Raw genomic sequence first — 21,100 nt, 5'->3', positions numbered from 1 at the left:
GCCGCGCGGCATGGCCACCACGGCAGCGCGCCTGTTCATCGTCGTTTCGGTCATTTCAGTTGATAGGCCGGATCCATCAGCAGCGCCTCGAGATACGCGCCGCCGGTCGAGTCCGTATCGATGGCCGCGACCGGCGACACCGGCAGCACCGCGTGCTGCAGTTGAAGCTCGGTCGACAATCCGGCAATCGCCTGCGGCCGCGCACGATACTGCGCAAGCCAGCGTTCGAGGTCGAATCGCAGGCCGCCGCGCGCGGGCCGGGCCGGCGCACCGCGCATGCCGGCAACCGACGCGGCGTCGGCAACCGGTATCGCGTGCGCATTATTCGGCGACGGTGCCGCCATTGCATGCGCCGGCGCCCGCATGCCGGCGGTCTCGGTCGCGCGGAACAACTGCTCGACGAACTGCTTGCGCGCAAGCAGCGTCGTGCTGTTGATCCACATCGCGCCGCCCGGCCAGCCCTTCACGTTCGGCGGATAGAACAGGTTCTGCCCGAGCGTGCGCACGGTGTTCGCGAGCATCTGCGGATCGCCGTACGCGACGTCGAACAACCGCACCGATCCGACGACGAACTCGGCCGGCGACTTCACGAGCACGCCGCGATTGCGCGGATCCCAGAATTCGTCGGTCGACCAAAGGGCGGCGAGCGCCGCGCGTATGTCGTAGCCGCTCGCGCGAAACCGTTCGGCGACGACATCGAGCGCGCCGGCGTCGGGCGTATCGGATACGAACTCGCGCCACAGCTTGCCGGCGATGAAGCGTGCGGTGTCGGGCCGCTTCAACAGGATGTCGAGAAAGCCGTCGCCGTCGAACGCACCGGTCTCGCCGAGTATCGTCTTGTCGCCCGCGTCGTGCCATTCGGGCCGCACCGCGAAGCGCAGCGTATCGGGATCGACGCTCCAGCCGGTCATCGCGCGCGCGGCCTCGGTGACGTCGTGCTGCGTGTAATGCCCTTCGCCGAGCGTAAACAGCTCCATCACCTCGCGCGCGAAGTTCTCGTTCGGACGGCCCTTGCGGTTGCTCGCGCCGTCGAGATACTGAAGCATCGCCGGATCCTTCGCGACCGCATGCAGGAGCGTGCCGAAGTTGCCGAGCGCCTCGCGGCGAAACAGCGCATTCTGTGCGGCCATCGTCTGCGGATACGGGACCTTGTCCTGCCCGGACGTGAAATGCCCGTGCCAGAACAGCGTCATGCGCTCGGTGAGCGGCGACGGCGTCACGACCATTTCGTTGACCCACGCCGCACGCAACGCATCGTAGCGGCGATTGCGTTCGCCCTGCTCGTCGCGCCGCATGTCGGGCGTCAGCGCCTGTCGCTGCGCGCGGGTCGGCGGCAACTCGGCGAGCCAGTCGGGCCAGGGCGTCACGGGGTCGCGACGCACGTTGCCGAGCGTGTCGACCACGACTTGCGCGCGCGTCATCCCGACGATGCGGGCGACCTCGGCCGGTGCGGGAGAAAAGCCGGTGCGGCTCAGGAAGAACAGCGCGTCGTCGGCGTCGAGCGGCGCCTGCATCGCGGGCGATGCCGGGGCGGCAGCGTTCGCTTTCATCGTCGTGGACTCCCGGAACGCACCGGCGGTGCGGATGCCGGTACAACGGCAGCAGGCATCCGAAAGTTGACGGAAAAATTGCTACGGAATCTTTCCGCGCGGCGCGTGGGCGCGTGCGGATCAGCGCTTGTACAGCTCGCGAACGGCGTCCTCGATGTGCTGGCGCAACAGGTGGCGCTCCTCGGGCGTCATGTGCCCGTCGCGGCGGCGCTGTTCGAGATCGGGAGGCACGGCGGAACGGACCGCCATGTCGGCGGCGCGGTCGGGCTGCGGCGCTTTGCCGCGCGGCAGCTTGCGCGACGAGGCGCCCTGCTCGGGGCGCTGCGCATACGCGAAGTTCGACGCATATGGACCGGCAAGTGCGATCGTCAGCATCAGTGCAATCCGGGCAGATCGCATGACCGTCCTCGCTTCTTTGGTCGATTTGTTCCCTTCGTCACGCGGCAACCGGTTACCTCTGGTACTTGAAAAACCCTGCGGAATTCGGGCGTACAAAGATGAAAGATGGAGTGCAGGGGAGTATCTACCGAATTTCGGCTTCGAGTAAAGGAATCTCTATAGCCTGCCTTTACTCCGCGCGACACTACGGGTAAATTTTGTAACGGACTGTAACGCGCGAAAATACGCGACCGTGCGTAATTTCCCATTCGCGATAAGATGCCGCTCATGGAAACGAAAAACCCCTCCAAGATTCTCGTCGTCGACGACGACCCGCGCCTGCGCGATCTGCTGCGCCGCTATCTCGGCGAGCAGGGTTTCAACGTGTACGTCGCGGAAAACGCGACCGCGATGAACAAGCTCTGGGTGCGCGAGCGCTTCGACCTGCTCGTGCTCGACCTGATGCTGCCGGGCGAGGACGGCCTGTCGATCTGCCGCCGCCTGCGCGGCAGCAACGACCGCACGCCGATCATCATGCTCACCGCGAAGGGCGAGGACGTCGATCGCATCGTCGGCCTCGAGATGGGCGCCGACGACTACCTGCCGAAGCCGTTCAATCCGCGCGAACTCGTCGCGCGCATTCACGCGGTGCTGCGCCGCCAGGCGCCGGCCGAGCTGCCGGGCGCGCCGTCGGAAACCACCGAGGTGTTCGAGTTCGGCGAGTTCTCGCTGAACCTCGCGACGCGCACGCTGACGAAGTCCGGCCAGGAAATTCCGCTGACGACCGGCGAATTCTCGGTGCTGAAGGTGTTCGCGCGTCATCCGCGCCAGCCGCTGTCGCGCGAAAAGCTGATGGAGCTCGCGCGCGGCCGTGAATACGAAGTGTTCGACCGCAGCCTCGACGTGCAGATCTCGCGCCTGCGCAAGCTGATCGAGCCGGATCCGGGCAGCCCGCGCTTCATCCAGACCGTCTGGGGCCTCGGCTACGTGTTCATTCCGGACGGCGCCGCCTGATCTTTTTCCTTTCCGGTTTCGCCCGCCCTCGGCCCGTCCCATGCGTATCGACCGGCGCCTCCTGCAGCTCGCGTTCGGCGGGCTGTTCTGGCGCACCTTCCTGCTGATCGCGCTGCTGATCTCGGTCAGTCTCGCCGCGTGGTTCCAGAGCTTTCGCGTGATCGAGCGCGAGCCGCGCGCGCAGCGCGTCGCGCTCCAGCTCGTCGCGATCGTGAAGCTCACGCGCACCGCCCTGCTCTATTCCGATCCCGATTTGCGGCGCGCGCTGCTGCAGGATCTCGAGAGCAACGAGGGCGTGCGCGTGTACCCGCGCGAAAAAACCGACAAGTTCAAGCTGCAGCCCGACGAATCGCTGAACCGCCTGATCGAACACGACATCCGCAGCCGTCTCGGCGACGACACCGTGATCGCGCAATCGGTCAACGACATCCCGGGCGTGTGGATCAGTTTCAAGATCGACGACGACGACTACTGGGTCGCGCTCGACCGCGACCAGCTCGACAGCGTCACCGGCCTGCAGTGGGCCGGCTGGGGCCTGTTCGCGCTCGCGCTGTCGCTGTTCGGCTCGGCGTTCATCACGAGTCTCGTGAACCGGCCGTTCTCGCGGCTGGCGCTCGCCGCGCGGCAGATCGGCTCGGGCCAGACGCCCGAACTGCTGCCCGAGCGCGGGATGGGCGTCGCGGCCGAGACCAACCGCAGCTTCAACCAGATGGTGCGCGATCTCGAACAGCTCGAGGCCGACCGCGCGCTGATGCTCGCGGGCATCTCGCACGACCTGCGCACGCCGCTCGCGCGGCTGCGCCTCGAGACCGAGATGAGTCCGTCCGACCAGGCGACCAAGGACGCGATGGTCGACGACATCGAGCAGATGGACCGCATCATCGCGGCCTTCATCGATTACGCGCGCCCGTCGCAACGCAAGCCCGAGCCCGTCGACCTGTCGTCGATCGCGCAGGAAGTCGCCGCGCGCGTGGCGGGCGAGGACGGCGTCGAGATCCGCACGCGGCTCGCGGCGACCGCCGTGATCGAAGCCGACGAGACCGACATGCGCCGCGTGATCGGCAACCTCGTCGAGAACGCGCGCAAATACGGCCAGAGCCGCGACGACGGCGTGTCGCGCATCACGCTCGAGACGCGCGTGACGCACGCGCGCGTCGAGCTGTCGGTGAGCGACGAGGGCCCCGGCATCCCCGAGGACCAATTGCCGCTCGTGATGCGGCCGTTCTACCGCGTCGACACGGCGCGCACCAAGGCGGACGGCACGGGGCTCGGCATGGCGATCGTGCTGCGCCTGGTCGGCCGCTATCGCGGCGCGCTGCGCCTGCGCAACCGCAGCCCCGAAGCGGGCCTCGAAGTCACCCTCGAATTCCCCGGCGCCGGCAAGGCGCGTGCGACGGCGTGACGCGTTCGCGCACGCTTCTTGCACGTCACACTATCGGCGCGGTTGAAAAAAACTATGGGAATCGTTAGCCAAAATCTATTGAAGCGTTTTGTTAATAGTGTTATAGTCCTGCCCATGCTGTCACACCAACGTTGCAGCACCGAGGTAGCTTGACTCAGTCTTCTTCCCAACTCATACAGGAGTATCCGCATGAAAACCGTGGGCGATAAACTCGAAGCATTCACCGTCGTAGCCGCGAAGCCGGGCTTCAACAATCACGAGGAAAACGGCCAGTCGGCGTTCGAGACAGTCACCGAAGCGTCGTTCCCGGGCAAGTGGAAGATCATCTACTTCTATCCGAAGGATTTCACGTTCGTCTGCCCGACGGAAATCGTCGAGTTCGCGAAGCTGACGAAGCAGTTCGAAGAGCGCGACGCCGTCCTGCTCGGCGGCAGCTCGGACAACGAATTCGTGAAGCTCGCATGGCGCCGTGAGCACAAGGACCTGGACAAGCTGAACCACTACTCGTTCGGCGACGTCAAGGGCGAGCTGATCGACCAGCTCGGCGTGCGCGACAAGGAAGCCGGCGTGGCCCTGCGCGCGACGTTCATCGTCGATCCGGACAACACGATCCAGCACGTTTCGGTGAACAACCTGAACGTCGGCCGCAGCCCGGAAGAAGTCCTGCGCATTCTGGACGGCCTGCAAACGGACGAACTGTGCCCGTGCAACCGCGCAGTCGGCGGCGCAACGCTGTAAGCGCATCGATGCACGAAGCCCGCGGCGCACGTCCTGCCTGCGGGCTTTTTTAACGGCCAACCCATAGGAGATATCAATGGAATTCATCGACTCGATTAAGGCGCGTATCCCCGACTACGCGAAGGACATTCGCCTGAACCTCGACGGCACGATCTCGCGCTCGTCGCTCGAAGGCACCGATGCAGTCGGCGTCGCGCTGGCGGCGGCGGTCGCGGCGAAGAGCACCGTGCTCGTGAAGACGATCCGCGAAGCCGGCGTGCTGTCGCCCGAAGAGACGAACGCCGTGCTGACGGCGGCCGCGCTGATGGGGATGAACAACACCTGGTATCCGTATGTCGAGATGGCCGACGACGCCGACCTGAAGACGCAGCGTGCCGAGCTGCGGATGGGCGCGTATGCGTCGCACGGCGGCGTCGACAAGCGCAGGTTCGAGATGTACGCGCTCGCCGCATCGATCGTCGGCAAGTGCCACTTCTGCGTGAAGTCGCACTATGCGCTGCTGAAGAACGAGCAAGGCATGACGACGACGCAGTTGCGCGACGTCGGCCGTATCGCGTCGGTGATCAACGCCGCCGCACAGGTGATCGCCGCCGAAGGCGAATAAGCCGTCGCGCCAGCGGCAGCGCGGTGCATTGCGGCGGCCATGCGCCGCACCGCATCACACCGCACCGCACCGCACCGCACCGCAAAAACGAAAATGCCACGCAAGCGCGTGGCATTTTTCATTCCGGCGGCGCGACCGGCGCGCCGCTTCGGATCGACTTCGGACGCTCACGCGCCCTGCTTCACCAGCAACGCGGCGGCCTGCGCCTCGATGCCCTCGCCACGGCCGAGATAGCCGAGCTTCTCGTTGGTCTTCGCCTTCACGTTCACGCGCTCGAGCGGCAGTCCGAGATCGGCCGCGATGTTCGCTCGCATCCCGTCGATGTGCGGCGCGAGCTTCGGCGCCTGCGCGATCACCGTGCTGTCGACGTTCTGGATCGCGAAGCCGGCCGCCTTCACGCGGGCGACGCACTCGCGCAGCAGCACGCGGCTGTCCGCGCCCTTGAACGCCGCGTCGGTGTCGGAGAAATGGCGGCCGATGTCGCCCAGCGCCGCCGCGCCGAACAGCGCGTCGGTGATCGCGTGCAGCAGCACGTCTGCATCCGAATGACCGAGCAGGCCGCGCTCGTAAGGAATCGTCACGCCGCCGATGATGAGGGGGCGCCCCGGGACGAGCTGGTGCACGTCGTAGCCTTGTCCGATTCTGAAATCCATGCGTAGTCCGGTTGAGATGAGGTGAAAGTCAGGAAGCGTTCGTGGAGCGCGCGAGGATCGCTTCCGCGAGCGCGAAATCTTCCGGGTACGTGACCTTGAAGTTGCGCAGGCTGCCCTGCACGACACGCGGCGTATGGCCGGCCCATTCGATCGCGCTGGCCTCGTCGGTCAGGTCGTGCCCTTCGCGCTGCGCGCGCAGGATCGCGTCGCGCAGCATGCCGATGCGGAACATCTGCGGCGTCTGCGCCTGCCACAGCGCGTCGCGCGATTCGGTGCGCGCGATCGCGTCGCCGCCGGCCGGCACGCGCTTGAGCGTATCGGCCACCGGCAGCGCGACGATGCCGCCGACCGGGTCGTCCTTCAGCGTCGCGACCAGCGTGCGGATCAGCTCCGGCGTGATGCCCGGGCGCGCGGCGTCGTGCACCAGCACCCAGTCCTGGTCGGTCGCGCCGAACTCGGCCAGCTCGAGCAGCCCGTTGAGCACCGACGCCTGCCGCGAGCCGCCGCCGCAGCGGCGCACCGCGAAACGCAGGCCCGCGAAACGGCGCGCGTCGAAGTGCGTGTCGTCGGGTGCGAGGACGACGAGCGTCTGCGCGAATTCGCTGCACGCGTCGAACGCGGCGAGCGTGTAATGCAGGAGCGCGCGGCCGGCCAGCGTGCGGTATTGCTTCGGCACGGCAGAGCCGGAACGGCTGCCCGTGCCGGCGCAAGGAATCAGGGCGAAAAGTCGGGGAGTCACGAAGGGGAAACGCCGGAAAGATGAAATCGAGAAGCGGATTTTATAATAGGTCTTTCGTCTCGACCGGCGCACCGCGATGCGCCCGTGCCCGCCACCCCTGCCGTCCCTATGCCAGACAACGCTTCCACCCCGTTCGCCTCGCCCGTCGCCCGCGTCAAACCGGGCCAGCGGTTCGCCTTCGACGGCGCGCACGGCTCCGCCGACGCACTCGCCATCGCCCGCTATCTCGCCGACAACCGCGACGCGGTCCCGCTCCTCGCGGTGATCTGCGCGAACGCGGTCGACGCGCAGCGGCTGTCGCAGGAACTCCGCTATTTCTCGCCAGACGCGCGCGTGCGCCTGCTGCCGGACTGGGAAACGCTGCCGTACGACACGTTCTCGCCGCACCAGGATCTCGTCTCCGAGCGCCTCGCGACGCTGCACGACCTCGGAGAGGGCCGCTGCGACATCCTGCTGGTGCCCGCGACCACGGCGCTGTACCGGATGCCGCCCGCATCGTTCATGGCCGCGTACACGTTCGCGTTCGCGCAGGGCGAGCGGCTCGACGAGGCAAAGCTGAAGGCGCAGCTCACGCTGGCCGGCTACGAGCACGTGAGCCAGGTCGTGCGCCCCGGCGAATACTGCGTGCGCGGCTCGCTGCTCGACCTGTACCCGATGGGCTCGCCGCTGCCGTACCGGATCGACCTGTTCGACGACCAGGTCGACTCGATCCGTGCGTTCGATCCCGATACGCAGCGCAGCCTCTATCCGGTGCGCGACGTGCGCCTCCTGCCCGGCCGCGAGTTTCCGTTCGACGAAGCCGCGCGCACGGCCTTCCGCAGCCGCTGGCGCGAAACCTTCGAAGGCGACCCGAGCCGCGCGCCGATCTACAAGGACATCGGCAACGGCGTGCCGTCGGCCGGCATCGAGTATTACCTGCCCCTCTTCTTCGACGAGACGGCCACGCTGTTCCACTACCTGCCGCAGGATGCGCACCTCGTGTTCGCCGGCGACCTCGAAGCGTCGATCCGCCGCTTCACGGCCGATACGAAGCAGCGTCATGCGTTCCTCGCGCACGATCGCGAGCGGCCGATCCTCGAGCCGCAGCGCCTGTTCCTGTCCGACGAGGATTTCTTCGCGTTCGCGAAGCCGTTCGCGCGCGTCGTGCTGCCCGCGCAGCCGGCGGGCGGCTGGGCGACGGGCCTGCCCGAGCTCACCGTCGATCGCCATGCCGACGATCCGCTCGCCGCGCTGCGCACGTTCGTCGAATCGTCGGGCAAGCGCGTGCTGCTGACGGTCGAATCGGCCGGCCGCCGCGAAACGATCCTGCAACTGCTCGCCGAGCATCACCTGCGCCCCGCGTCGAACGACCACTTCGCAGGCTGGCTCGAAAGCGATGCGCCCTTCGCGCTCGGCGTCGCGCCGCTCGCGAGCGGCTTCGCGGTGCCGGGCGAAGGCTACGCGATCGTCACCGAAACCGAGCTGTACGGTGCGCTCGGCCGCCGCGCCGGGCGTCGCCGCCAGGAACAGGCGAGCAACGTCGACGCGATGGTGCGCGACCTGTCGGAGCTGAAGGTCGGCGATCCGGTCGTGCATGCGCAGCACGGCATCGGCCGCTACATGGGCCTCGTGTCGATGGATCTCGGCGAAGGCGAGACCGAATTCCTGCATCTCGCATACGCGGGCGAAAGCAAGCTCTACGTGCCGGTCGCGCAACTGCACGTGATCTCGCGTTACAGCGGCGCCGATCCCGACAGCGCGCCGCTGCACGCGCTCGGCTCGGGCCAGTGGGAGCGCGCGAAACGCAAGGCCGCGCAGCAGATCCGCGACACGGCCGCCGAGCTGCTGAACCTGTATGCGCGGCGCGCGGCCCGCGAAGGCCATGCGTTCGCGCTCGAGCCGCGCGACTACGTGAAGTTCGCGGAAAGCTTCGGCTTCGAGGAAACGCCCGACCAGGCCGCGGCGATCGCGGCCGTGATCGGCGACATGACCAGCGGCAAGCCGATGGACCGCCTCGTGTGCGGCGACGTCGGCTTCGGCAAGACCGAGGTCGCGCTGCGCGCCGCGTTCATCGCGGTGATGGGCGGCAAGCAGGTCGCGCTGCTGTCGCCGACCACGCTGCTCGCCGAGCAGCATACGCAGACCTTCGCCGACCGTTTCGCGGACTGGCCGGTGCGCATCGTCGAGCTGTCGCGTTTCAAGACCGCGAAGGAAGTGAACGCGGCGATCGCGCAGATCAACGAAGGCAGCGTCGACATCGTGATCGGCACGCACAAGCTGCTGTCGTCGGACGTGCAGTTCAAGCGCCTCGGCCTCGTCATCATCGACGAGGAACACCGCTTCGGCGTGCGCCAGAAGGAAGCGCTGAAGGCGCTGCGCGCGGAGGTCGACGTGCTGACGCTGACCGCGACGCCGATCCCGCGCACGCTCGGCATGGCGCTCGAGGGGCTGCGCGATTTCTCGGTGATCGCGACCGCGCCGCAAAAGCGGCTCGCGATCAAGACCTTCGTGCGGCGCGAGGAAGAAAGCGTGATCCGCGAGGCGATGCTGCGCGAACTGAAGCGCGGCGGCCAGGTGTACTTCCTGCACAACGAGGTCGAGACGATCGAGAACCGCAAGGCGATGCTCGAGGAACTCGTGCCCGAGGCGCGCATCGTGATCGCGCACGGCCAGATGCACGAGCGCGAACTCGAACGCGTGATGCGAGATTTCGTCGCGCAGCGCGCGAACGTGCTGCTGTGCACGACCATCATCGAGACCGGCATCGACGTGCCGAGCGCGAACACGATCATCATGCATCGCTCGGACAAGTTCGGCCTCGCGCAGCTGCACCAGTTGCGCGGCCGGGTCGGCCGTTCACATCACCAGGCGTATGCCTACCTGCTGGTCCACGACCCGCAGTCGCTGACCAAGCAGGCGCAGCGCCGGCTCGAGGCGATCCAGCAGATGGAGGAACTCGGTTCGGGCTTCTATCTCGCGATGCACGATCTCGAGATCCGCGGCACCGGCGAGGTGCTCGGCGACAAGCAGTCGGGCGAGATCCACGAGATCGGCTTCCAGCTTTACACCGACATGCTGAACGACGCGGTGAAGGCGCTGAAGAACGGCAAGGAGCCCGACCTCACCGCCCCGCTCGCCGCGACGACGGAAATCAACCTGCACGCGCCCGCGATCCTGCCGGCCGATTACTGCGCGGACGTGCAGGAGCGGCTGTCGCTGTACAAGCGTCTCGCGAACTGCGAACACGGCGACGCGATCGACGGCATCCAGGAAGAGCTGATCGACCGCTTCGGCAAGCTGCCGCCGCAGGCGCACGCGCTCGTCGAGACGCACCGGCTGCGGCTGGCCGCGAAGCCGCTCGGCATCGTCAAGATCGACGCGAGCGAGGCCGCGATCGGGCTGCAGTTCGAGCCGAACCCGCCGATCGATCCGATGCGGATCATCGAGATGGTGCAGAAGCACCGGCACATCAAGCTCGCGGGCCAGGACAAGCTGCGCATCGAGACGCGCTCGCCCGACCTCGCGATCCGCGTGTCGACGATCAAGGAGACGCTGCGCGCGCTCGCGCCGCGCGCCGACGCCGCGAGCGCGGCACGCTGACCGCACGGCCGCGATGCTGCACCGCATCGCGGCCGGCGAAGGCGGGCGTGCGCGTTTTTGAGTATGATTTTCCCATTCATCAGACGGAGTTTTGCCATGTCCACACTCGACGCGCCCGCGCCGTCCGCCGCCCCGCAAGGCGACGCTTCGCTCGTCAGCCTGCCCTGGATCGAGCGGCTGGTGTCGATGGACACGACGAGCCGCGTGCCGAACCTCGGGCTGATCGAAACGGTGCGCGACGCACTGGCCGCGAAAGGCATCGTGTCGACGCTCACGCACGACCCGCGCGAAGGCTGGGCCAACCTGTTCGCGACCGTGCCCGCGCACGACGGCTCGACCGACGGCGGCATCGTGCTGTCGGGGCACACCGACGTCGTGCCGGTCGACGGCCAGCAGTGGGACAGCAACCCGTTCGCGCCGGAGTTGCGCGACGGCCGCCTGTATGGCCGCGGCACGTGCGACATGAAGGGCTTCATCGGCGCGGCGCTCGCGCTGCTGCCGGAGATGCAGGCGACGAAGCTCGCGAAGCCGATCCATTTCGCGCTGTCCTATGACGAGGAAATCGGCTGCGCGGGCGCACCGCTTCTGATCGCCGATCTCGTCAAGCGCGGCGTGAAGCCGTCCGGCTGCATCGTCGGCGAGCCGACCAGCATGCGACCGATCATCGCGCACAAGGGCATCAACGCGTATCGATGCTGCGTGCGCGGCCACGCGGCACACTCGTCGCTGACGCCGAAGGGCCTGAACGCGATCGAATACGCGGCGCGCCTCATCTGCCACATCCGCGACATCGCCGAGCGCTTCCGCGCCGAAGGCCCATTCGACGAGCTGTACGACGTACCGTTCACGACCGCGCAGACGAGCACGATCCAGGGCGGCAACGCGATCAACACGGTGCCGGCCGAATGCCGGTTCGACTTCGAGTTCCGCAACCTGCCGACGCTCGATCCCGAGCAGATCTTCACGCGCATCGAAGCGTATGCGCAGGAAACGCTGCTGCCGCAGATGCGTCGCGAGCATCCGAACGCGGCGATCGAGTTCTCGAAGATCGCCGCCGCACCCGGGCTCGATGCGACCGAACAGGCCGCGATCACGCAGCTCGTGCGCGCGCTGACGGCCGACCAGGACAAGCGCAAGGTCGCATACGGCACCGAGGCCGGCCTGTTCGAACGCGCGGGCATTCCGAGCATCGTGTGCGGGCCCGGCAACATCGAACAGGCGCACAAGCCGAACGAGTATGTCGAACTCGCGCAGCTCGCCGCCTGCGAGCAGTTCCTGCGCAAGTTCATCCGCAGCATGTCGGTCGACGCACACTGACTGCCCCCCGCCACGCCGGCCTGCGTGCGCGGGCCGGCCCACCCCGCCATCCGCCACGTCATGTCGACTGAACAACAGGGCACCGCCCATACGACGATCGACGGCGAGCCGATTCCGACGCTCGACGAAATCGCCGCGCAGCATTTCGCGTTGTCGCCGTGGGTCGCGCGCACGCCCGTGTTCGAGCGCGCCGACCTCCCGTCCCTCGAGGGCACGCACGTCAACTTCAAGTTCGAGCTGCTGCAGGTGAGCGGCAGCTTCAAGGCGCGCGGCGCGTTCACGCACCTGATGGCCCTCGACGAAGCGCGCAAGAACGCCGGCGTCACGTGCGTGTCGGCCGGCAATCACGCGGCAGCCGTCGCGTACGCGGCGATGCGGCTCGGCAGCAGCGCGAAAGTCGTGATGTTCCATACCGCGAGCCCGGCGCGCATCGCGCAGTGCAAGCAGTACCGCGCGGAAGTCGTGCTCGCCGGCAGCGCGTCGCAGGCATTCGACCTCGTGCGGCGGATCGAGGCCGAGGAAGGCCGCTTCTTCATCCATCCGTTCAACGGCTATCACACGATTCTCGGCACCGCGACGCTCGGCTACGAATGGGCGACGCAGACGCCCGATCTCGACGCGGTGATCGTGCCGATCGGCGGCGGCGGGCTCGCGGCCGGCATGGCGACCGCGCTGCGGCTCGCGAATCCGCGCGTGCACGTGTATGGCGTCGAACCGGAAGGCGCCGACGCGATGAGCCGCAGCTTCGCGGCGAATCACACGATCAAGATGAGCGCGATGCAGACCATCGCCGACTCGCTGATGGCGCCGCACACCGAGGAATACAGCTACCAGCTGTGCCGGCGCCACGTCGACCGCATCGTCACGGTGTCCGACGACGCGCTGCGCGCGGCGATGCTGTTCCTGTTCTCGCATCTGAAGCTGGCGGTCGAACCGGCGTGCGCGGCCGCGCTCGCGGCGCTGCTCGGCCCGCTGCGCGAAACGCTGCAGGGCAAGCGGATCGGCGTGCTGCTGTCGGGCACGAACACCGACCCCGCGACGCTCGGCATGCATCTCGCGCACGCGAAACTGCAGCACTGACGCCGTGCACGGCACCCCGGGTTATCCCCAGTTTATGTTGACAGCCCTGTTGATAACCCGCCGGACATGCACGCAAGTGGTTGAGCGCGCAGCGTTTTACGCGCGCGAAGCACGCCGGACGCGAAATAGGCAGATGCCGCCTTCGAACGCCCATCCCGCGACGTGGCGGCGTCGCGCGCATCACGCGATCGGCACCGCCGCCATCGCGCTGCTCGCCGGTTGCGCGGCGCCGCCCTCGCCCGTCGTCGACACGCCCACGGCCTGCGTGCAGCCGGACGCGCACCGGATGCTGCAGGCCGACCTGCTGTTCGGGCGCGATATCGCCGGACGCGGCCCCGTCACCGATACGGAACGCGCGGCGTTCCTCGCCGACGTCGTCACGCCGCGCTTTCCGGACGGCTTCACCTACTGGGACACCCGCGGCCAATGGCGCGACCGCGCCACCGGCCGGATCATCCGCGAAGCGAGTTTCGTGGTCCGCATCGTCGCAGACGATACGGCCAACTCGCACGCGCGGCTTGCCGAGATCCGGCAAGCGTACCGCGAGCGCTTCCGGCAGGAGTCCGTCGGCATCACGCTCGTGCCGGCCTGCGCGTCGTTCTGATTCGTCCTCATCGGCCGGCGCACGGCGACACGCAAAAGAAAACGGGCGCCCGAAGGCGCCCGTCGCATGCGAGACATCCGCGTATCGCTTACTTGTTCTGGAACATGTCCATGATCTGCTGCTTCTCCTGCTGCGTGACGGGCGGCGGCGCGAGCCCTTCCGAGCCGGCCGAGCCGAGCGCGTCGTTCGCGCTGATCGCGTTCGCGGCCGGGTTGATGTCCACGCTCGCGACGAAGCCGTTGCCCGGCGTGCGATCCGCGTAGTAAAGCTCGCCGTCGATCGAGGTCAGCCCGTCCGGCATCGGCATCTGCTGCTCGGGCACGCCGTTCAGCGCGGTGCGCATGTAGTTCACCCAGATCGGCAGCGCGAGCTGCGCGCCGAATTCGCGGCTGCCGAGGCTCTTCGGCTGGTCGAAGCCCATCCACGCGACGGCGACGAGCGACTGCTGGTAGCCGGCGAACCAGCCGTCCTTCGCATCGTTCGTCGTACCCGTCTTGCCCTGCAGGTCGCTTCGGCCGAGCGCGTTGGTGCCCGCGCCCGTGCCGGCCGTCGCGACCGTGTGCAGCAGGCTGTTCATCACGTATGCGTTGCGGCCTTCGATCGTGCGCGGCGCGGTGCCGCCGGCGATCACCGGCTGCGACTTCTGCAGCGGCTGGCCGCGCGCGTCGTCGACTTCGGCGATCAGGTACGGATCGACCTTGTAGCCGCCGTTCGCGAACACCGCATAGCCGGTCGCGAGCTGCAGCGGCGTCACGAGGCCGGCACCCAGCGCCATCGGCAGGTACGGCGGCGTCTTCGCCGGATCGAAGCCGAAGCGCTGCGTCACGTACTCCTGCGCGTACTGCGTGCCGATCGACGCGAGAATCCGGATCGAGACCAGGTTCTTCGAACGCTGCAGGCCCGTGCGCATCGACATCGGGCCGTCGGGCTGATCGTCGTCCTTCGGCTCCCACGCGGTGCCGCCCGGCACGCTCGGCGGGAAGTACAACGGCGCATCGTTGATGATCGTCGCCGGTCCGAGGCCCTTGTCGAGCGACGCCGAATAGATGAACGGCTTGAACGACGAACCCGGCTGGCGCCACGCCTGCGTCACGTGGTTGAACTTGCTCTTGTTGAAGTCGAAGCCGCCGACGAGCGAGCGGATCGCACCGTCCTGCGGCGCGATCGCGACGAGCGCGCCTTCGACCTGCGGCAGCTGCACGACCTGCCAGCCCGCCTTGCCGTCCTTCAGCACGCGCACGATCGAGCCCGGCTTGATCCGCAACGTCGCGTTCGCGCGCGGGCTCAGCGCGGCCGACACGAAGCGCAGCCCGGCCGGGCCGATCGTCGTCGTCGCGCCGCCGACGAACTGCACCTCGACCGCGTTCGGCGACGCGGCCAGCACCACCGCCGACTGCAGGTCGCCGTTGTCCGGGTGATCGGCGAGCGCATCGTCTATCGCCTCGTCGCGATCGTCGCCGGCCGCCGGCAGGTTGATCGAGCCTTCCGGCCCGCGATAGCCGTGGCGGCGCTCGTAATCGAGAATGCCGCGACGCACGGCCTGATACGCCGCTTCCTGGTCGGCCGAGTTGATCGTCGTCGTGACGGTCAGCCCGCGCGTATAGGTTTCGTCCTTGTATTGCTGGTACATCATCTGCCGCACCATCTCGGCGACGTATTCGCCGTGCACCGCGTACTGGTTGCCCGGCGTGCGCACGTGGATCTCTTCCTTCACCGCCTGGTCGTACTGCGGCTGCGTGATGTAGCCGATCTCGAGCATGCGCTTCAGGATGTACTCCTGACGCACCTTCGCGCGCTTCGGATTGACGACCGGGTTATACGCGGACGGCGCCTTCGGCAGCCCCGCGAGCATCGCCGCTTCCGCGAGCGTGATGTCCTTCAGGTCCTTGCCGAAATACACGCGCGCGGCGGCCGCGAAACCGTACGAGCGCTGGCCCAGGTAGATCTGGTTCATGTACAGCTCGAGGATCTGGTCCTTCGTCAGGGCCTTTTCGATCTTGTACGCGAGCAGCATCTCGTAGATCTTGCGCGTATACGTCTTCTCGCTCGACAGGAAGAAGTTGCGCGCGACCTGCATCGTGATCGTGCTCGCGCCCTGGCGCGCGCCGCCGTGCATCAGGTCGGCGACGCCCGCGCGCAGAATGCCGAGGAAGTCCACGCCGCCGTGCTCGTAGAAGCGGTAGTCCTCGATCGCGAGCACCGCCTTCTTCATCACGTCGGGAATGTCCTGGAAGCGCACGAGGCTGCGGCGCTCCTCGCCGAACTCGCCGATCAGCACGTGATCGGCGGTAAACACGCGCAGCGGCACCTTCGGCTGGTAGTTGGTCAGCGCATCGAGCGACGGCAGCTGCGGCGCCATCACGACGAGTGCGTAGCCGACGATCAGCGCACCGACGATCGCGAGCGTCGCGAACAGGCCGACAAACCACAGCGCGACGCGCGAGCCGAACGAACGGCGATCGCCGCCCCCGCCGCCGCGACGCTGCGCGCGCCGGTCGTCGCCGCGGTCGTCGTCATCGGGGTAATAGGCTCCCGACGGCGAACGGCGCAACGTGTAGTGAGGTTCGTTCCGATCGGAAGAAGAAGACGGTCGTTTGATAATTGGCATGTCGGAATGGCGGGCGGCGTGGCGCCCTCGGACGCATGCGGAAAATGCAAGCGGATGAATCAGAGTGGGTGCATCGTGGCAACTGTCACGTCGACAGACCCCGCCGCGCGGCGATCCGTTCCCGCGACGTGACAGCGCATTTTAATGAAATCGACCGATCGGCTTCGCGATTTTTTGTAAAAATTCCCGCACAAGCGTGAATTGCGGAACGTATTGGCGCGATGCTCCGCCTATCATGGACTCGCAACCCGGCGCGTGCCGCGCCGTTTCTTTCAGATGCGAAAGGTGGAAGTCCGCACACGCCTCGCGCTTGAACTCCGGCACTTAAGCCGTATTTAAGGGGCCGGCGGTGTAATATCCGCCAGCTCACGCGGGTCGGAACCGATTCGCGACGGGCATTGCCGCCGACGCGGCACCTTTCAACCACGGAGGATTTCATGTCGCTTTTCGACTCTGTTTCGCGCACGATCAAAGGCCTGCTGAACGATGCGGCCGACTCGGTACAGGATCCGTCGCGCGACGCACGGCAGATCGTGCGGGAGCTCGACGACAGCATCGGCCGTGCCGAGAATTCGCTGATCGAGATCGAGGCACAAGTCGCGACCCAGCGCAGCAAGCGCGATGCGGCCGACGACAAGGTGAAGAAGTACGAGGACGGCGCGAAGCGCGCGCTGCAGGCCGGCGACGAAGCGCTCGCACGCGAGGCGCTCGCCGCGCAGTCGAACGCGGAAGCCGAGCGCGACGCGCTCGCGGCCGAACTGGCGACGCTCGAGCCGTCGGTCGACAAGCTGAAGGGGCAGATCGCCGACATGCGTCAGCGCCGCAACGACCTGAACGCGCGCTCGAACATCCTGCAGGCCAAGCAGGAAATCGCGCAGGCGAAGGATGTCGCGGCCAGCGCGCTGGGCGGCATCGGCGGCAAGAACCTGTCCGAGGACTTCCAGAAGCTCGAGGACAAGGTCGCGCTGCAGAACGCGCGCTCGGACGCCCGCCTGAATTCGGCCGACACGTCGAGCGGCAAGGCGCTCGACGACAAGCTCGCCGCGCTGAACAAGGGCCCGTCGGTCGAGGACCGCCTCGCCGCGCTGAAGAAGCAGCTCGACACGCCCGCGCAGTAACGGCAACCGCGCCGCGGCCCCCCGGGCCCGCGGCGCGCACCGATCGTCAGGAGACGGGCGCTCGCGCCCGGTTCGACCATGAAGAAATCTCTCGCCGCTCTCGGCCTTTCGCTGATGCTGCTGTCGTCCGCCGCGTTTGCGGTCCCGTCGCTGCAGCAGGTCGAGCAATCGATCGCGCAGCGCAACTGGCAGCAAGCCGACACGCAGCTGTCGCAAGTCATCGACGCGCATCCGAACAACGCGCATGCGCGCTACCTGTACGCCCAGGTGCTGGACCGCGAAGGCCGCGCGTCCGACGCGCTCGCGCAACTGCAGCGGGCGAAGTCGCTCGATCCGCAACTGCGCTTCACCGACGCGTCGCGTTTCGCGCAGACCGAATCGCGCATTCGCGCCGACGCCGCGCACACCAGCGGCAACGCACCGTCGGCCACCCAGGCCGGTTCGTTGCAGTCGTCGCTCGCGCCCGCCGCGCCGGTCGAGAAACACGGTCCGTCGACCGGCATGTGGATAGGCCTCGGGCTGATCGTCGCGATCATCGCGCTGGTGCTGCGCTGGACGTTGCGGCGCGCGCGCTCCGCCGACAACAGCCGCGCCGACGACGAACGCCGCACGCAATTGAAGCGCGCGACCGACGTGCTGAACGACATCCGTCCGCTGAAACTCGACGCGAAGCTGTCGACGGCGCCGGGCGCCGCCGCGCTCACCGGCGAACTCGAAGGCATCGAGACCGATGCACGCACGCTCGTCGAGACGCTGTCGAACGGCAAGAACCCGGTGCCGCCGTATCGCATCGACGAACTCGAACAGCGCCATGCGAGCGTGAGAGCGCGCGTCGAGGGCCGCCCCGATCCGAGCGCGCAGCCCGCGGCGCCCGCGAACGGCGGCGGCTCCGTGTATGCGCAGGAAGCCGATCGCATGACCGGCATGCAAGGCCAGCCATATCAGCAGCAACCGTACCCGCAGCAGCCGTATCCGCAACAGCAGCCGCCCGTCGTGGTCCAGCAAGGCGGTGGCTTCGGCGGCGGAATGGGCGGGCTGCTGACGGGCGTGCTGCTCGGCGAGGCGATGTCCGGCGGCCGCGAACGCGTGGTCGAACGCGACGTGATCGTCGACGACCAGCGCCGGCGCCAGGAGAACAACGATCCGGGCTTCGACTTCGGCCGCGGCGACAACGCGAACTGGAGCGACGGCAACGGCGGTGGCGGCGTCGATCTCGGCAGCAACGACGACGGCTGGACCGACGACAACACCTGAGCCGTGCACACGCGGGCGTCGACGCATCGCGCCGCGCCCGCCGCCTCAGACCGCGCTTCCTTTCATTTCCGCTCGCGCCGGCCCCGTCCGTGATTTGTTAATCATTTCAAGATGGGCTACCGGCAATGGGGCACGTTCGCTATCATGCGGCCATCGGCGTGCCTCCGATCCCCCGCCGACCCGCCAGACGCTTCGCAGCCTTGCGGGTCGCAGCACGCCTCCCCTCGCCCAACCAGGAGAAAGCCGCTCATGAGCATAATCAAGGAATTCAAGGAGTTCGCCGTCAAAGGCAATGTGATGGATCTCGCCGTCGGCGTGATCATCGGTGGCGCATTCTCGAAGATCGTCGACTCGGTCGTGAAAGACCTCATCATGCCGGTCATCGGCGTGCTGACGGGCGGTCTGGATTTCTCGAACAAGTTCGTTCTGCTCGGCACCATCCCTCCGTCGTTCAAGGGTAATCCCGATTCGTTCAAGGACCTGCAGGCCGCGGGCGTCGCCGCATTCGGCTACGGCTCGTTCATCACCGTGGCGATCAACTTCGTGATCCTCGCGTTCATCATCTTCCTGATGGTGAAATTCATCAACAAGCTGCGCAAGCCTGACGAAGCCGCGCCGGCCGCGACGCCGGAAGACACCGTGCTGCTGCGCGAGATCCGCGATTCGCTCAAGCAACGCTGAGCACCGCGCAACGCAGCATCCGCCGGGCCCGCCAAGTGCGGGCCTTTTTCATGGGCGCGCGCCGTGCGCGGCCTGTCTCACTTTTTTGTGACGCGCGAATGCACGCGCGGGAAAAGCAGGTCTATGATGGAGACTAAACGACAGTACGGGCGCCAAGACGCTGGCTGTGTCGATCATCGTGGCAAGCGGGTCGACGGGAGACATTGATCGTCGTACCGCACGAGTGCAGCATTTTCGTGTGCTATAAAGGATCGACATGCGGCGTACATAGCCGGGAGTGGGTCGCATGAAAGTGCCGCATTTCTTGCAATTGTTTTTGAGGCGAGTGTTTATGTCCTTCCCGAAAAAACGTCGACGTGCGCAACAGGACGGCCAGGAGTCGTTCCTCGCGGTATTGCGCCACTCGAAACCGTTCGCGCAGCTCGACACCAAGATTGCCCGCGCCCGTGCGCAGGACGAGCCCGTCCTCTACGCGCATGTGCTGCCCGGCCTCGACGTGCTCCTGTGCAGCGTGCGCGGCGCTCAGCCGCCCTATCCGGCCATCGCCGAACTGCGCAAGCGCTGCATCGAATCGATCGCCAACGCACTCGAACAACCGCTCGACGGCCTCGAGAACGGCGGGTACTGGTACGAGGCGAACGGCTTCGGCTTCCTCGTGTTCGCGAGCCGCGCCCGCGCGCGCATCCTGCCCGAATTTGGTGCAGGCACGAAGGCGAGCCTGCGCGGCGGCCTCGGACGCCAGAACGCCGGCGACACGACACCGCGCTCCCTCGGCTGAACCGACACCGACACGATGGGCCGCCTCCGGGCGGCCCATCGGCCATTCAGGCTTCCCGCTTCACCGTCGCCGCGCGATCACCGCGCCGTCGCGCGCCCGTTGCCGGGCCGGACGATGTCGATGAACGCGGCGAAATCGGCACCGGCGAGCCCCTGCGCGGCGCCCAGCCGCAGCACCTGCTGCACCGTGGCCGATACTGGCATTACCGCGCCGGTGTCGCGCGCGGCGTCGGCGATCGCGTCGACGTCCTTCTGGAACGTGCTCAGCGCGCCGATCGGCGGATGACCGCCTGACGTCATGCGCGGCACGAAGGTCTGCAGCAGCACCGAATCGGCCCACCCGCCCGCCAGCGCGTCGGCCAGACGCGCGGCGTCGATGCCGCTCGCCTGGGCGAGGCCGACCGCTTCCGCGATCGCGGTCACCGTCGCGGTGACGATCGCCTGGTTGCAGAGTTTCGCGGTCTGGCCCGCGCCCGCGTCGCCCATGTGCGTGATGCGCGACGCGTAGGTGTCGATCAGCGGCCGCACCGCGTCGAGGTCGGCCGCGCCGCCGCCGGCCATCACCGCGAGCGTGCCGGCCTGCGCGCCGGGCACGCCGCCCGACACCGGCGCGTCGATCCAGCCGACGCCGAGCGCGGCCGCGCGCGCCGCGTAGTCGCGCGTCGCCGCAGGCGGAATGCTCGAATGATCGACGATGCGCTTCAGGCGGCGCGCATTCGCATCGCCGGCAAGGAGCCCGTGCTCGCCGAACGCGACGTCGCCGACCGCGCGGCCGTCGAGCACGCACACGAATACCGTGTCGACGCGCTCGGCCAGTTCGCGCGGCGTGTCGACCACCTGCGCACCATCCTTTTCGAGCGCCTCGGCCTTGGCGCGCGTCCGGTTCCATACGCTGACCCGATGGCCCGCCGCCAGCAAATGCCGAATCATCGGCGCGCCCATCAATCCCGGTCCGCAAAATCCGACTTCCACGATGTTCCTCGTCTCCAATTGGGGTTGCACTT

The 21,100-nt window shown here is 67.4% G+C and carries 18 protein-coding genes; 12 read left to right on the top strand and 6 right to left on the bottom strand.

Features of this window, described 5'->3' with window-relative positions:
* Nucleotides 1-50: 50 nt before the first annotated feature.
* Nucleotides 51-1,550, bottom strand: a complete 1,500-nt coding sequence (locus ACV22V_RS05070; protein ID WP_448013172.1) for a DUF1800 domain-containing protein — start codon at nucleotides 1,548-1,550, stop codon at nucleotides 51-53.
* Nucleotides 1,551-1,670: 120 nt separating this feature from the next.
* The gene (locus tag ACV22V_RS05065; protein ID WP_059529638.1) at nucleotides 1,671-1,949 is read right to left on the bottom strand and encodes a hypothetical protein; all 279 of its coding nucleotides are present in this window, start codon (nucleotides 1,947-1,949) and stop codon (nucleotides 1,671-1,673) included.
* Between the two features lie 258 nt (nucleotides 1,950-2,207).
* Here ACV22V_RS05065 and ompR point away from each other — a divergent pair, with 258 nt between their 5' ends.
* The 4 genes from ompR (at nucleotide 2,208) to ACV22V_RS05045 (ending at nucleotide 5,686) form a co-directional block, all read left to right on the top strand.
* Nucleotides 2,208-2,942 carry an osmolarity response regulator transcription factor OmpR gene (gene ompR, locus ACV22V_RS05060; RefSeq protein WP_004192636.1) on the top strand — a complete coding sequence of 245 codons (735 nt, stop codon included), beginning with the start codon at nucleotides 2,208-2,210 and terminating at the stop codon, nucleotides 2,940-2,942.
* Nucleotides 2,943-2,982: 40 nt separating this feature from the next.
* Entirely contained in the window at nucleotides 2,983-4,344 is a 1,362-nt protein-coding gene (locus ACV22V_RS05055; protein ID WP_059693488.1) for an ATP-binding protein, read from the top strand.
* 189 nt (nucleotides 4,345-4,533) lie between these two features.
* Nucleotides 4,534-5,082, top strand: a complete 549-nt coding sequence (locus ACV22V_RS05050; protein ID WP_006478563.1) for a peroxiredoxin — start codon at nucleotides 4,534-4,536, stop codon at nucleotides 5,080-5,082.
* Nucleotides 5,083-5,158: 76 nt separating this feature from the next.
* Entirely contained in the window at nucleotides 5,159-5,686 is a 528-nt protein-coding gene (locus ACV22V_RS05045) for a carboxymuconolactone decarboxylase family protein (RefSeq protein WP_044843722.1), read from the top strand.
* 167 nt (nucleotides 5,687-5,853) lie between these two features.
* Here the strand turns inward: ACV22V_RS05045 and ispF are convergent, their stop codons facing one another.
* Nucleotides 5,854-6,339: a 2-C-methyl-D-erythritol 2,4-cyclodiphosphate synthase gene (gene ispF / locus ACV22V_RS05040; protein WP_175718041.1), complete on the bottom strand. Its 486-nt coding sequence runs from the start codon at nucleotides 6,337-6,339 to the stop codon at nucleotides 5,854-5,856.
* A 28-nt stretch (nucleotides 6,340-6,367) separates the two neighbouring features.
* On the bottom strand, nucleotides 6,368-7,078 hold the full coding sequence (ispD, locus tag ACV22V_RS05035; RefSeq protein WP_059693491.1) for a 2-C-methyl-D-erythritol 4-phosphate cytidylyltransferase: 711 nt from the start codon (nucleotides 7,076-7,078) through the stop codon (nucleotides 6,368-6,370).
* A 108-nt stretch (nucleotides 7,079-7,186) separates the two neighbouring features.
* Between ispD and mfd the strand changes: the two genes are divergently transcribed.
* From mfd to ACV22V_RS05015, 4 genes are all read left to right on the top strand, one after another.
* Nucleotides 7,187-10,657, top strand: a complete 3,471-nt coding sequence (gene mfd, locus ACV22V_RS05030; protein ID WP_448013171.1) for a transcription-repair coupling factor — start codon at nucleotides 7,187-7,189, stop codon at nucleotides 10,655-10,657.
* A gap of 96 nt (nucleotides 10,658-10,753) precedes the next feature.
* Nucleotides 10,754-11,974, top strand: coding sequence for an acetylornithine deacetylase (gene argE, locus ACV22V_RS05025; protein ID WP_059529624.1), 1,221 nt, complete (start codon nucleotides 10,754-10,756; stop codon nucleotides 11,972-11,974).
* 60 nt (nucleotides 11,975-12,034) lie between these two features.
* Nucleotides 12,035-13,054: a threonine/serine dehydratase gene (locus ACV22V_RS05020; protein ID WP_059529616.1), complete on the top strand. Its 1,020-nt coding sequence runs from the start codon at nucleotides 12,035-12,037 to the stop codon at nucleotides 13,052-13,054.
* 133 nt (nucleotides 13,055-13,187) lie between these two features.
* Nucleotides 13,188-13,658, top strand: a complete 471-nt coding sequence (locus ACV22V_RS05015; protein ID WP_448013170.1) for a DUF3574 domain-containing protein — start codon at nucleotides 13,188-13,190, stop codon at nucleotides 13,656-13,658.
* 88 nt (nucleotides 13,659-13,746) lie between these two features.
* Here the strand turns inward: ACV22V_RS05015 and ACV22V_RS05010 are convergent, their stop codons facing one another.
* Entirely contained in the window at nucleotides 13,747-16,266 is a 2,520-nt protein-coding gene (locus ACV22V_RS05010) for a penicillin-binding protein 1A (protein ID WP_059698601.1), read from the bottom strand.
* Nucleotides 16,267-16,703: 437 nt separating this feature from the next.
* Here ACV22V_RS05010 and ACV22V_RS05005 point away from each other — a divergent pair, with 437 nt between their 5' ends.
* From ACV22V_RS05005 to ACV22V_RS04990, 4 genes are all read left to right on the top strand, one after another.
* Nucleotides 16,704-17,384, top strand: a complete 681-nt coding sequence (locus ACV22V_RS05005; RefSeq protein WP_448013169.1) for a PspA/IM30 family protein — start codon at nucleotides 16,704-16,706, stop codon at nucleotides 17,382-17,384.
* Nucleotides 17,385-17,462: 78 nt separating this feature from the next.
* Nucleotides 17,463-18,638 (top strand): tetratricopeptide repeat protein, encoded by a 1,176-nt coding sequence (locus tag ACV22V_RS05000; protein ID WP_448013168.1) that lies wholly within the window; start codon nucleotides 17,463-17,465, stop codon nucleotides 18,636-18,638.
* A 249-nt stretch (nucleotides 18,639-18,887) separates the two neighbouring features.
* Nucleotides 18,888-19,319, top strand: coding sequence for a large conductance mechanosensitive channel protein MscL (gene mscL / locus ACV22V_RS04995; RefSeq protein ID WP_059529603.1), 432 nt, complete (start codon nucleotides 18,888-18,890; stop codon nucleotides 19,317-19,319).
* A 331-nt stretch (nucleotides 19,320-19,650) separates the two neighbouring features.
* Complete coding sequence (locus ACV22V_RS04990) at nucleotides 19,651-20,097, top strand: hypothetical protein (protein ID WP_027784713.1); 447 nt, start codon at nucleotides 19,651-19,653, stop codon at nucleotides 20,095-20,097.
* A gap of 77 nt (nucleotides 20,098-20,174) precedes the next feature.
* On the opposite strand, the gene ACV22V_RS04985 is transcribed toward ACV22V_RS04990, so the two are convergent.
* Nucleotides 20,175-21,068, bottom strand: a complete 894-nt coding sequence (locus tag ACV22V_RS04985) for an NAD(P)-dependent oxidoreductase (RefSeq protein WP_175915380.1) — start codon at nucleotides 21,066-21,068, stop codon at nucleotides 20,175-20,177.
* Nucleotides 21,069-21,100: the final 32 nt, after the last annotated feature.

It is taken from the genome of Burkholderia sp. AW33-5, from assembly GCF_053427615.1.
This window is presented reverse-complemented; position numbering and strand designations above follow the sequence as displayed.

Excerpts from the sequence above, each read along its gene's own strand:
- ACV22V_RS05010 (WP_059698601.1), bottom strand. The coding sequence starts at position 16,266 with ATGCCAATTATCAAACGACCGTCTTCTTCTTCCGATCGGAACGAACCT.
- ispF (WP_175718041.1), bottom strand. The coding sequence starts at position 6,339 with ATGGATTTCAGAATCGGACAAGGCTACGACGTGCACCAGCTCGTCCCG.
- ACV22V_RS05055 (WP_059693488.1), top strand. The coding sequence starts at position 2,983 with ATGCGTATCGACCGGCGCCTCCTGCAGCTCGCGTTCGGCGGGCTGTTC.
- argE (WP_059529624.1), top strand. The coding sequence starts at position 10,754 with ATGTCCACACTCGACGCGCCCGCGCCGTCCGCCGCCCCGCAAGGCGAC.
- mscL (WP_059529603.1), top strand. The coding sequence starts at position 18,888 with ATGAGCATAATCAAGGAATTCAAGGAGTTCGCCGTCAAAGGCAATGTG.
- ACV22V_RS05015 (WP_448013170.1), top strand. The coding sequence starts at position 13,188 with ATGCCGCCTTCGAACGCCCATCCCGCGACGTGGCGGCGTCGCGCGCAT.
- ACV22V_RS05000 (WP_448013168.1), top strand. The coding sequence starts at position 17,463 with ATGAAGAAATCTCTCGCCGCTCTCGGCCTTTCGCTGATGCTGCTGTCG.
- ACV22V_RS05065 (WP_059529638.1), bottom strand. The coding sequence starts at position 1,949 with ATGCGATCTGCCCGGATTGCACTGATGCTGACGATCGCACTTGCCGGT.
- ACV22V_RS05050 (WP_006478563.1), top strand. The coding sequence starts at position 4,534 with ATGAAAACCGTGGGCGATAAACTCGAAGCATTCACCGTCGTAGCCGCG.
- ACV22V_RS05005 (WP_448013169.1), top strand. The coding sequence starts at position 16,704 with ATGTCGCTTTTCGACTCTGTTTCGCGCACGATCAAAGGCCTGCTGAAC.
- ACV22V_RS05070 (WP_448013172.1), bottom strand. The coding sequence starts at position 1,550 with ATGAAAGCGAACGCTGCCGCCCCGGCATCGCCCGCGATGCAGGCGCCG.
- mfd (WP_448013171.1), top strand. The coding sequence starts at position 7,187 with ATGCCAGACAACGCTTCCACCCCGTTCGCCTCGCCCGTCGCCCGCGTC.
- ACV22V_RS05045 (WP_044843722.1), top strand. The coding sequence starts at position 5,159 with ATGGAATTCATCGACTCGATTAAGGCGCGTATCCCCGACTACGCGAAG.
- ACV22V_RS04990 (WP_027784713.1), top strand. The coding sequence starts at position 19,651 with ATGTCCTTCCCGAAAAAACGTCGACGTGCGCAACAGGACGGCCAGGAG.
- ACV22V_RS05020 (WP_059529616.1), top strand. The coding sequence starts at position 12,035 with ATGTCGACTGAACAACAGGGCACCGCCCATACGACGATCGACGGCGAG.
- ompR (WP_004192636.1), top strand. The coding sequence starts at position 2,208 with ATGCCGCTCATGGAAACGAAAAACCCCTCCAAGATTCTCGTCGTCGAC.